Raw genomic sequence first — 10,715 nt, 5'->3', positions numbered from 1 at the left:
GGTCCGGGTGGCTCCCGCGGCCGCGCCGCCCGCCGCGCGCGCCGCGCCGCCGGCGGCCGCCGTGCCGGCCTCCTCCACCCCGGCGGCGACGTTCGCCGCGTGCTGGAGGGCGTCGGCCCGTTCCTGGAGCTTGGCGCTGATCGAGCTGACCTGCCTGCTGGTGGCGGCCTTGGCGGCGGCCTTGCCGGCCTCGAACAGCTCGCCCCGTACGCTCTCCACGATCTTCTGCACGTCCGCGGAGGAGCCGAGCAGCTTCACGCCCTGCCCCACCAGGTTGCCGCTCAGGCCGCCCAGCTTGCCGGTGGCCCCGGCGACCACGAGCGCGATGGCGAGCTTGAACTTGCGGTGCCGGCCGAGCAGGTATCCGATCGCCAGGGCCAGGGCCACCTGAAGTCCACTTTTCACGACTGCCTCCTTGTCCGGCATCGCGCGCGAAGCCGCCCTCCCGTCACTCCCGCCCCCCGGACGCACGGCGCGGCCCTCACCGCGGATCGGCGCCGCCAGGGCACGGTCGTCGGTCAGTCCATGATTGGCCTACCCCCCCAGAAAACCCCAGAACGCCCATTGCCCGAAAAATGGGACATCTGTCCGTCGTGGCCCGACAGGGCGACGGCGGGTGGAGGGGGTAAGGCCCGGGGCGTGGCTCGGCGGCCGGTCAGACCGGCGCGGCCGGGTCAGGTCAGTTCGGCGAGGAAGCGCTCCCGCTCGTCGTCGGGCAGGCGGTCGCTGAACAGCACGCCGTCGAGGTGGTCGGCCTCGTGCTGGAGGACCCGGGCGAGCGTGCCGAGGGCGCGCACGGTGACCGGCTTGCCGAACATGTCGCGGCCCTTGGCCACCACCGAGTAGGAACGCTCCAGCGGCCACCACACGCCGGGCGCCGACAGGCACGCCTCGTCGGCCACGACGGCCCGCCCGGACGTCGCGAGGCGCGGGTTGACCAGATGGCCGGACCTTCCCTCGACCTCGAAGACCAGCACGCGCAGCGGCACCCCGATCTGCGGCGCCGCCAGCCCGGCGCGTCCCGACCCGGCGCGCGTGGTGAGCTGGAGGGTCTTGACCAGCTCGCGCAGCGAGCGGTCGAAGGCCGTCACCGGGGCCGCCACGGTGCGCAGGGCGGGGTCGGAGTACAGCCGGATCGGCTGGACGCTGGGCATGCGCGCTCCTGGGGTCGCAGCGGCGGGGACGATGCTCCCGGAGGCGTTCCCGGTCCGTCCGGCGGGCAATCTTGTTAATTCCGCGTTGCGTGTGTGATGCCTGTGCATGACACGTTTCTCCGGTGCGGCCAACGTAACGCGCATCTCTAACAGGTGTCGTTTATCCGTGTGATGGCTTTTATAACTTCGATTCCGCTGGTTCGGGTCACCACTGGAGGAGTCATGACGGCCATCGAGGCCCCGCAGGAGGCGCCACAGAAAGGGCGCTGGATAACCACCTGGAATCCGGATAATCCGGACTTCTGGCAAAAAAGCGGTAAGCGCGTCGCACGGCGGAACCTGATCTTCTCCATCCTCGCCGAGCATCTCGGCTTCAGCCTGTGGACCGTGTGGAGCATCGTCGCCGTCAAGCTCGGCTCCTACGACTTCTCCACCGACCAGCTCTTCTGGCTGGTCTCGCTGCCCAACCTCATCGGGTCGGCGCTGCGGCTGCCCTACACCTTCGCCCCCGCGCGGTTCGGCGGCCGGAACTGGACGGTGGTCAGCGCGCTGCTGCTGCTCGTGCCCGCGATCCTCCTCGCGGTGGCGGTCTCCGACCCGGGCACGCCGTACTGGGTCTTCCTGCTGATCGCGGCCACCGCGGGCGTCGGCGGCGGCAACTTCGCCTCCAGCATGGCCAACATCACCTACTTCTACCCCGAGCGCGAGCAGGGCTGGGCACTCGGGCTGAACGCGGCGGGCGGCAACATCGGCGTCAGCTCGGTCCAGCTGCTGATTCCGCTGGTCATCGCCGGGTTCGGGCTGGCGGCGGCCGGGTTGTTCTGGGTGCCGCTGGTCCTGGTCGCCGCGATCGGCGCCTACTTCTTCATGGACAACCTGACCTCCGCCAAGGCTCAGCCCCGCGAGCTGCTGAAGATCACCGGCCGGGCCCAGACCTGGATCATGTCGTTCCTCTACATCGGCACCTTCGGGTCGTTCATCGGCTACAGCACCGCGTTCCCCCTGCTGATCAAGAGTCAGTTCCCCCAGTACTCCTCCATGGTCGCCTGGGCGTTCCTCGGGGCGCTCGTCGGCTCGCTGTCGCGGCCGTTCGGCGGGCGGCTGTCGGACCGGCTCGGCGGCGCCCGGGTCACGCTCTGGACGTTCGCCGCCATGGGCGGGGCCGTCGCGCTGGCCGCCGTGGGCCTCGCCACCGGCGGCTTCATGCTCTTCTTCTGCGCCTATCTGTTGCTGGTCGCGCTCGCCGGCGTCGGCAACGGGTCGACGTACCGGATGATCCCCGCCATCTTCAAGGCCAAGGCCGTGGAGCGGGTGGCCCCGGGGGACGCCGCGGGGCTGGCCGCCGCCTCCGTGATCGGCCGCAGGGACAGCTCCGCCGCCATCGGCTTCATCTCGGCGGTCGGCGCGTTCGGCGGCTTCTTCATCAACCGCGGCTTCGGCACCTCGATCGCCGCGACCGGCGACGCCGGCGCGGCGATGGTGGCGTTCGCCGCCTTCTACGTCGTCTGCATCGGGCTCACATGGTTCTGCTACCTGCGCACGGTCGGCGTCCAGAGGGCGCCGAGCCTCGCGGGAGCGGGCGTCTAGGCCTGTTCGACACCGGATCCGGCCCGCGGTGCGCCATGCCCTCTCACCGGCGAGACGGGGCGTAGTGCGCACACCAGGCCGGATCCGGGTGTGAATGCCGTTAGTGCCTTGTAGCACAGAGGTAACAGGAGGGACCCAACAGTGAAACGGCCTGAAAGCACCATCGACTCCATGCCGCTCACTTTCCCCGCACACACCTGTGATGTCGCCGGGCCGGTGGCGGGGGCGTGGACGTGAGGATCGTCGTCATCGGGTACGGCCCGGCGGCGCACCGGCTGGCCGAGACCCTGGCCGCCAGGGGCGCCGGGAACCAGGTCACCGTGATGGGGGAGGAGCCACGTGCCGCCTACGACCGCGTGGCGCTGACCTCCTACCTGTCCGCCGCCGAGCCCGGCGCGGGCGCCGCGGCGCTGACCTACCCCGTCCCGGCGGGGATCACGGTGCGCACCGGAGACCGGGTGACCGGGATCGACCGGGCCGGGCACGAGGTCACCACCGCCTCGGGCCACAGCGAGCCGTACGACGTCCTGGTGCTGGCCACCGGGTCGGCGCCGTTCGTGCCGCCGGTGCCCGGCAGGGAGCACGCGTTCGTCTACCGCACCATCGAGGACCTGGACGCCATCCGCGCCGCCGCCGAGTCGGCGGGCACCGGCGTGGTGGTCGGCGGCGGGCTGCTCGGCCTGGAGGCCGCCGACGCGCTGCGCGGCCTCGGCCTCGCCACCCACGTCGTGGAGATGGCCCCCCGGCTGATGCCCCGCCAGGTCGACGAGGGCGGCGGCGCCGTGCTGCGCGGCCACGTGGAACGCCTCGGCCTCACCGTGCACACCGGTACGGGCCTGGACAGGATCGAGCCCGGCCGGGTCGTGCTGGCCGGCGGCACGGTGATCGACGCGGGAGTGGTGGTGTTCTCCGCGGGCGTGCGCCCGCGCGACGAACTGGCCCGCCAGTGCGGCCTCGAGGTGGGCGAGCGGGGCGGCGTCGTGGTCGACGAGGGCATGCGCACCTCCGACCCGGCGATCTACGCCATCGGCGAGTGCGCCCTGGTGGGAGGCATGGTGTACGGCCTGGTCGGGCCGTGCTTCTCCATGGCCGACGTGGCGGCCGACCGCATCCTCGGCGGCACGGCGCGGTTCACCGGCGCCGACCAGTCGGCCAAGCTCAAGCTGCTCGGCGTGGACGTGGCGAGCTTCGGCCAGCTGTCCGGCGCGCTCGACGTGACGTTCATGGACCCGGTGGAGGGCGTCTACAAGAAGCTGTTCGTCAGCGACGACGCCCGCACCCTGCTCGGCGGCATCTGCGTCGGGGACGCCGCGCCGTACGCCATGCTGCGCCCGCTGGTGGGCCGCGAGCTGCCCGGCTCGGCCAGCGAGCTGCTGTTCGCCGGCGTCACCGGGTCGTCGGTGGTGCCGCCGGACGACGCGGCGGTCTGCTCCTGCAACAACGTCACCCGGGGCGAGATCCGCGCCGCCGTCGCCGAGCAGGGCCTGACCGACGTCGCGGGGGTCAAGAAGTGCACCCGCGCGGGCACCACCTGCGGCAGCTGCGTCCCGGCGCTGGCCGCCATCCTCGCGGCCGAGGGCGTCGCGCAGAGCAAGGCGCTGTGCGAGCACTTCGACCACAGCAGGCCGGAGCTGTTCGACATCGTGCGGCTGCGCGGCATCACCACCTTCACCCGCCTGATCGGCGAGCACGGGCGCGGGCGCGGATGCGACATCTGCAAGCCGGTGGTCGCCTCCATCCTGGCGTCGGTGAACGGCGGGCACGTCCTGTCCGGCGAGCGGGCCGCGCTCCAGGACACCAACGACCACTTTCTCGCCAACATCCAGAAGAACGGCACCTACTCGGTGGTCCCGCGCATCCCGGGCGGGGAGATCACGCCCGAGAAGCTCATCGTTATCGGCGAGGTCGCCCGCGACTTCGGCCTGTACACCAAGATCACCGGCGGGCAGCGGATCGACCTGTTCGGCGCCCGGGTGGAGCAGCTCCCCGCGATCTGGAAGCGGCTCGTCGACGCGGGCTTCGAGTCCGGCCACGCCTACGGCAAGGCGCTGCGCACCGTGAAGTCCTGCGTGGGCTCCACCTGGTGCCGGTACGGCGTGCAGGACTCGGTCGGCATGGCCATCGCCCTGGAGCTGCGCTACCGCGGGCTGCGCTCGCCGCACAAGCTCAAGGCGGCGGTCTCCGGCTGCGCCCGCGAGTGCGCCGAGGCGCGCGGCAAGGACTTCGGCGTCATCGCCACCGAGAACGGCTGGAACCTCTACGTCGGCGGCAACGGCGGCTTCTCGCCCCGCCACGCCGACCTGCTGGCGAGCGACCTGTCCGACGACGCGCTGGTGCGCACCATCGACCGGTTCCTGATGTTCTACATCCGCACCGCCGAACGGCTCCAGCGCACCGCCGCGTGGGTGGAGAGCGTGGGACTGGACTACGTGCGCGACGTGGTGGTGAACGACTCGCTCGGCGTGTGCGCCGACCTGGAGGCCGCCATGGACAGGCACGTGGAGACGTACTTCGACGAGTGGCGCGCCACCGTCGAGGACCCCGAGAAGCTGCGGCGCTTCGTCAGCTTCGTCAACGCCCCCGGCACGCCCGACCCCTCGATCGTGTTCGAGACCCAGCGCGACCAGATCAAACCCGTACTCCTGGAGGTGACCCGGTCATGACCACCGTCGAGCAGCAGCTGAAGACGGCCCCCGAGACCGCGCACGGTACGGCGCGGTACGACGCGCGGCGCACCTGGACGCCGGTCTGCGCCTACACCGACCTCATCCCCGAGCTCGGCGTGGCCGCGCTGGCCGGTGGCGAGCAGATCGCCGTGTTCCGCGCGTTCGACGGCAGCCTGTTCGCGGTCGGCAACCGCGACCCCTACAGCGGCGCCTGCGTGATGTCGCGCGGCATCGCCGGAACGCGGGGTGATGAACCTTTCGTAGCCACTCCGATGCATAAACAAGCCTTTTCACTGGTCACCGGGATCTGTCTGGACGATCCTGGAACGGCACTACCGACATATCCGATTCGTGTCAGCAACGGCACCGTGGAGGTGAGCGTGGAATGACGGCCGCGCTACTGGAGAATCCATTGACATCACCCGAAACGGCGCCCGACGCGCTCGCGGGTTTCACCATCGGGGTGACCGCGACCCGCCGCCGCGAGGAGTTCGCGGCGCTGCTGGAGCGGCGCGGCGCCCGGGTGGTGCGCGCGCCCGCCATCCGGCTGGTCCCGCTCGCCGAGGACACCCAGCTGCTCGCGGCGACCCGCGAATGCCTGGAGGAGCCGGTGGACGACGTCGTCGTCACCACGGGCGTCGGGTTCCGCGGCTGGATGGCCGCCGCCGAGGGATGGGGGCTGTCCGCCGACCTGGCCGGCCACCTCGCCGGGGCGCGCCTGCTCACCCGGGGGCCCAAGGCGCGCGGCGCCGTGCGCGCGGCCGGGCTCACCGACCACTGGACGCCGCTGAGCGAGTCCTGCGACGAGATCAAGCGGTACCTCCTCGACCAGGACCTGCGCGGGCGCCGGGTCGTGGTCCAGCTGCACGGCGAGCCGCTCACCGGGTTCGTGGCGACGCTGCGCGCCGCGGGCGCCACGGTGATCGAGGTGCCGGTGTACCGCTGGCTGCCGTACCGCGACACCTCCCCGCTGCGCCGCCTCATCACGCAGGCCATCTCCGGCTCGGTCGACGCGGTGGCCTTCACCAGCGCCCCCGCCGTGCTGGCGATGCTGAACGCGGCACGGACCGAGGGCGTGGAGGATGTCCTGCTCGCCGCCTTCCGCGGGCCGGTGGTGGCGGCCTGCGTGGGGCCGGTCACCGCGGGACCGCTCACCGCCAAGGGCGTGCCCGTGATCCAGCCCGATCGCGCCAGGCTCGGCGCCCTCGCCCGAGCCCTCGCCCGTCACCTGCCCGAGTACAGCGTCACCCGGGTGACCGCCGGGTCCCACGAGCTGGAGATCCGCGGCCACGCCGTCGCGGTCGACGGGGAGCTCAAGCCGCTGCCGCCCGCCCCCATGGCGGTGCTCAAGCGCCTCGCCGAGCGTCCCGGGCACGTGGTGGCACGCTCCGAGTTGCGCGTCGTGCTGCCCGGGGGGCCGTCCAGGGACTCCGCCGAGCACGCCGTCGAGATGGCGATCACCCGCCTGCGCCGCGCCCTCGGCCCCGCCGGGATCGTGGAGACCGTCGTCAAGCGCGGCTACCGCCTGGCCACCCACCGGGGGGAGAGCCGTTGAGGACGCCATCCTGGGACGCCCGGGACGGCACGCTGGTGCTCGGCGCGCACGGCACCCGCAGCGCCGCGGGGGAGGCGGCGCTCGCCGAGCTGGCCGCGCGCGTGCGCCGGGCGCGTCCCGGCCACCGCGTCGAGCTCGGCTTCCTGGAGATCAGCTCGCCCGCGCTGTCCGGCGTGCTCGCCGCGGCGCCGGGCCCGGTGGTCGTGGTGCCGCTGCTGCTGGCGGGGGGATACCACGTGCACATCGACCTGCCGACGGTCGTCGCCGCGGCCAGGCCCGACGCCCTGGTCGCCGGGCCGCTCGGCCCGCACCCGCTGCTCACCTCGGTGCTGGCCCGCCGGCTCGCCTCGGCCGGGCTGCGGCCCACCGACACCGTGGTCCTCGGCGCCGCCGGCTCCTCCGACCCCGCGGCGCTCGCCGACGTCCGGGCCGCCGCCCGGCTGCTGTCGGTGCGGCTGGCCCGCCCGGTCACGGCGGCGTTCGCCTCGGCGGGCAGTCCCTCGCTGGCCCAGGTCATGGACCGGCTGCGCTCGTCCCCGGCGCCCCGCGTCGCGGTCGCGTCGTACCTGCTGGCCCCCGGGCACTTCCACGACCGCATGGTGGACTGCGGCGCCGACCTGGTCGCCCGCCCGCTCGGCGTCGAGGAGGAGCTGGCCGCCCTGGTGTGGCACCGGCACGACGAGGTCGCGGCCGGCGTCCCCGCGGCCGGGCACGCCCTGGCGGTCAGGACAGCGCGGGTGTCCTCGGCGTGACGGCCTCGAGGCGCAGCTCGCGCACGATCTCGTTCGCGCTCTCGTCCCGGGACAGGCCCGAGCCGGTGCCGATGAACATCTCGTAGTAGGCGTGCCGGAAGCACCCCGCGAGCAGCAGCCGGGCGCTGCTCTCCGGGTTGACGTCGGCCGCCACCCGGCCGAGCCGTCGCTCCGCGTCGAGGTACTCCGCCAGGGGGGCGATCTCCGACGCGGGCCCGAGCCGGGTCTCGCGCAGCGCCTCGCGGAAGCGCACGGTGATCGAGGGGGAGATGAAGGCGGGCATCGCGGCGCCCTGGACGTCGGCGTAGTAGTCGATGCCGGCCCGCGCCACGGGGAGCAGGTTGTCGTTCACCCGGCCCTTGCCCGTCCGGTGCATGAGGTCGTCGAGGGTGCGCAGCCAGACGGGCAGGCGGTCCTGGAGCAGGGCCAGGAACAGCTCGATCGCCTGCGCCGGGGTGGCGCCGCGCAGTTGCGGGTGGACGGTCGCCTCCCGGTCGTCGTGTTTCATGAGTAGGGCCATTTCGATGACGCGTCGCCGCGTCTCCTGTGCCTTGTTGTGGGGATCGGGATATGGAATCGCCATGGGAGTTCCAAGGTGCGCGGTCACAAATGGAGGGGTACGCGCGTTGACGGCGCCCACCCCGTTCGCGGGGTCGTGTCACCCCGTCGTCGCCGGAATCTTTGCGCGTGTGGTGCCGCCCAGGTCAATGGTGCGGAACAGCGCAGCGGCCAATTATTACCGCAAAAAGCGGAGCGCGCGGGCCGGATGACAAGAAGCGTATGATTTGCGGCGTGTGCACCGATTTGTAAGTCCCGGGGGTCAGCTGTCCCCGTCGTGGTCCCGCCGCCGCAGGTAACGCTCGAACTCGGCCGCGATGGCGTCCCCGCTCGCCTCGGGCAGCTCGGCGGCGTCCTTGCGCTCCTCGAGCTCCCGGACGTACTCGGCGACCTCGGAGTCCTGGGCGGCGAGCTCGTCCACGCCGTGCTCCCAGGCACGGGCCTCGTCGGGCAGCTCGCCGAGGGGCATCGGGATGTCCAGGAGGTCCTCGATGCGGCGCAGCAGCGCCAGCGTGGCCTTGGGGTTGGGCGGCTGGGCCACGTAGTGGGGCACCGACGCCCACAGCGACACCGTCTTGGTGCCGGCGGCGCCGAGGGAGTGCTGGAGGACCCCGACGATGCCGGTCGGGCCCTCGTACCGGGTCATCTCGAGGTTCAGCGACCGGGCCAGGCCGGGGTCGCTCACCGTGCCGACGATCGGCACCGGACGGGTGTGGGGGGAGTCGTTGAGCAGCGCGCCGAGCAGGACGGCCGTCTCCACGCCCAGCTCCAGGCAGATGCCCACGATCTCGGAGCAGAACGTGCGCCACCGCATGTTGGGCTCGATGCCGCGCAGCAGCACCACGTCGCGCTCGCTGCCCGGCGGGCGGGCCACCAGCAGCCGGGTGCTCGGCCATACGATGGACCGCGTCAGCCCGTCGCCCAGCTCGACGATCGGCCGGGTCACCTGGAAGTCGTAGTAGTCCTCGGGGTCCAGCTCGACCAGCGGGGTGGCCTTCCACTCCGCCTCAAGGTGCGCGAGAGCGCCGCTCGACGCCTCACCCGCGTCGTTCCAGCCTTCGAACGCGGCGATCAGCACCGGGTCGACGAGCTCGGGAAGTCCTTCGAGCTCGATCACACGCCGCCTCCTCCTAGCCTGGCCGAGGCCGCTCCGCAAGCACCGGAGCGCCCTCTCGGCCGCCCGGTGGCGGCCTTGTGCCTAACTAAGACTATTCGTTGACACCCCTTCGGTGTCACGGAGAGGGAGAGCGGGTTGGCACCGGCCCCCGCCTGGGGCCACCACCTGGCCTCGGAGGTCGTCCCGGCCCGGCTGTCCGGGTCCCGGAATGAACGGTGACATCGGCGCCGCCGCTAGGCTGGAGCGCATGAGCGACAGGGAATCCCTCCGGGCGGCGTTGGCGCGACGGGTGCTGGTGGCGGATGGTGCGATGGGGACGATGTTGCAGGGTTTTGACCCGTCGCTGGAAGATTTCGAGGGATATGAGGGCTGTAACGAGGTTCTGAACGCTACTCGGCCGGATGTGGTGGCCGGGGTGCATGATGCGTATCTTTCCGCTGGTGCCGATTGCGTGGAGACCAATACTTTCGGGGCGAACTGGGCGGCGCTTGGTGAGTATGAGATCGCTGAGCGGATCGAGGAGTTGTCGCTGGCGGGTGCGCGGATCGCGCGGGAGCGTGCCGATCACTGGAGTGAGCGGACGGGGCGGCAGCGGTTCGTTCTTGGGTCGATGGGGCCGGGGACCAAGCTGCCGAGTCTTGGTCATGTGACGTTCGGTGTGTTGCGGGACGGGTACCGGCGCAATGCCGAGGGGTTGATCGCGGGTGGGGCCGACGGGTTGATCGTGGAGACCTGTCAGGACCTGCTGCAGGCCAAGGCGGCGGTGCTGGGGGCCAAGGACGCCATCGCGGCGGCCGGCCGTGACGTGGTGCTGGTGGTGCAGGTCACGATCGAGACCAACGGCGCGATGTTGCTGGGGTCGGAGATCGGGGCGGCGCTCGGGGTGATCGAGCCGCTGGGCGCCGACGTCATCGGGCTGAACTGCGCGACCGGCCCGGCGGAGATGGGCGAGCACCTGCGGTATCTCGCGCGGCACTGCAAGGTCAGCCTGTCGTGCATGCCGAACGCCGGTCTGCCCGAGCTGACCTCCGACGGCGCGCGGTATCCCCTGGGGCCGGACGAGCTGGCCGCCGCGCAGGTGGGGTTCGTGGAGCAGTTCGGGGTGGGGCTGGTCGGCGGATGCTGTGGCACGACGCCCGAGCACATCAGTGCGGTGGCGCAGGCGGTGGCGGAGCGTCAGGCCAAGACCCGGCGGGTCGTCACGGTGCCCGGGGCGGCGTCGTTGTACGCGCATGTGCCGTTTTCGCAGGATGCGTCGTATCTGGCGATCGGGGAGCGGACCAACGCCAACGGGTCGAAGGTGTTTCGGGAGGCGATGCTGGCCGG

Annotated in this window: 10 protein-coding genes; 6 read left to right on the top strand and 4 right to left on the bottom strand. The window is 72.0% G+C overall.

The genetic code is table 11. The features are described 5' to 3' along the window. Together ACFP1K_RS40125 and ACFP1K_RS40120 are read right to left on the bottom strand one after the other, a co-directional pair. On the bottom strand, positions 1 to 405 hold a 405-nt coding region (locus ACFP1K_RS40125; RefSeq protein ID WP_380763668.1), incomplete at its 3' end, for a hypothetical protein. Between the two features lie 269 nt (positions 406 to 674). Next, entirely contained in the window at positions 675 to 1,154 is a 480-nt protein-coding gene (locus tag ACFP1K_RS40120; RefSeq protein WP_380763666.1) for a peptide deformylase, read from the bottom strand. A 222-nt stretch (positions 1,155 to 1,376) separates the two neighbouring features. Between ACFP1K_RS40120 and ACFP1K_RS40115 the strand changes: the two genes are divergently transcribed. From ACFP1K_RS40115 to ACFP1K_RS40095, 5 genes are all read left to right on the top strand, one after another. Then, positions 1,377 to 2,741 carry an MFS transporter gene (locus tag ACFP1K_RS40115; RefSeq protein ID WP_380763664.1) on the top strand — a complete coding sequence of 455 codons (1,365 nt, stop codon included), beginning with the start codon at positions 1,377 to 1,379 and terminating at the stop codon, positions 2,739 to 2,741. Positions 2,742 to 2,974: 233 nt separating this feature from the next. Then, on the top strand, positions 2,975 to 5,404 hold the full coding sequence (gene nirB, locus ACFP1K_RS40110) for a nitrite reductase large subunit NirB (RefSeq protein ID WP_380763662.1): 2,430 nt from the start codon (positions 2,975 to 2,977) through the stop codon (positions 5,402 to 5,404). Then, positions 5,401 to 5,796 (top strand): nitrite reductase small subunit NirD, encoded by a 396-nt coding sequence (nirD, locus tag ACFP1K_RS40105; protein ID WP_380763660.1) that lies wholly within the window; start codon positions 5,401 to 5,403, stop codon positions 5,794 to 5,796. Before nirB ends, nirD begins: the two co-directional genes overlap by 4 nt. Next, positions 5,793 to 6,962, top strand: a complete 1,170-nt coding sequence (locus ACFP1K_RS40100) for a uroporphyrinogen-III synthase (RefSeq protein ID WP_380763658.1) — start codon at positions 5,793 to 5,795, stop codon at positions 6,960 to 6,962. The genes nirD and ACFP1K_RS40100 overlap by 4 nt, the downstream gene beginning before the upstream one ends. Continuing rightward, positions 6,959 to 7,714, top strand: a complete 756-nt coding sequence (locus ACFP1K_RS40095; RefSeq protein WP_380763656.1) for a sirohydrochlorin chelatase — start codon at positions 6,959 to 6,961, stop codon at positions 7,712 to 7,714. The genes ACFP1K_RS40100 and ACFP1K_RS40095 overlap by 4 nt, the downstream gene beginning before the upstream one ends. Here the strand turns inward: ACFP1K_RS40095 and ACFP1K_RS40090 are convergent. Together ACFP1K_RS40090 and ACFP1K_RS40085 are read right to left on the bottom strand one after the other, a co-directional pair. Then, positions 7,686 to 8,222: a hypothetical protein gene (locus tag ACFP1K_RS40090; protein WP_380763654.1), complete on the bottom strand. Its 537-nt coding sequence runs from the start codon at positions 8,220 to 8,222 to the stop codon at positions 7,686 to 7,688. The genes ACFP1K_RS40095 and ACFP1K_RS40090 overlap by 29 nt on opposite strands. 312 nt (positions 8,223 to 8,534) lie before the next feature. Then, positions 8,535 to 9,389 (bottom strand): PAC2 family protein, encoded by an 855-nt coding sequence (locus ACFP1K_RS40085; RefSeq protein WP_380763652.1) that lies wholly within the window; start codon positions 9,387 to 9,389, stop codon positions 8,535 to 8,537. A gap of 247 nt (positions 9,390 to 9,636) precedes the next feature. Here ACFP1K_RS40085 and ACFP1K_RS40080 point away from each other — a divergent pair. Next, a partial coding sequence (locus ACFP1K_RS40080; protein ID WP_380763650.1) for a homocysteine S-methyltransferase family protein occupies positions 9,637 to 10,715 on the top strand: 1,079 nt, incomplete at its 3' end.

It is taken from the genome of Sphaerisporangium aureirubrum, assembly GCF_042658925.1.
In the GTDB taxonomy this organism is placed as follows: domain Bacteria; phylum Actinomycetota; class Actinomycetes; order Streptosporangiales; family Streptosporangiaceae; genus Sphaerisporangium; species Sphaerisporangium aureirubrum.
The sequence above is the reverse complement of the archived record's forward strand: the minus strand, read 5'-3'. Positions and strand labels throughout refer to the sequence as shown.

Coding starts and splice junctions, on each gene's coding strand:
- ACFP1K_RS40120 (WP_380763666.1), bottom strand. CDS start 1,154: ATGCCCAGCGTCCAGCCGATCCGGCTGTACTCCGACCCCGCCCTGCGC.
- ACFP1K_RS40115 (WP_380763664.1), top strand. CDS start 1,377: ATGACGGCCATCGAGGCCCCGCAGGAGGCGCCACAGAAAGGGCGCTGG.
- nirD (WP_380763660.1), top strand. CDS start 5,401: ATGACCACCGTCGAGCAGCAGCTGAAGACGGCCCCCGAGACCGCGCAC.
- ACFP1K_RS40100 (WP_380763658.1), top strand. CDS start 5,793: ATGACGGCCGCGCTACTGGAGAATCCATTGACATCACCCGAAACGGCG.
- ACFP1K_RS40090 (WP_380763654.1), bottom strand. CDS start 8,222: ATGAAACACGACGACCGGGAGGCGACCGTCCACCCGCAACTGCGCGGC.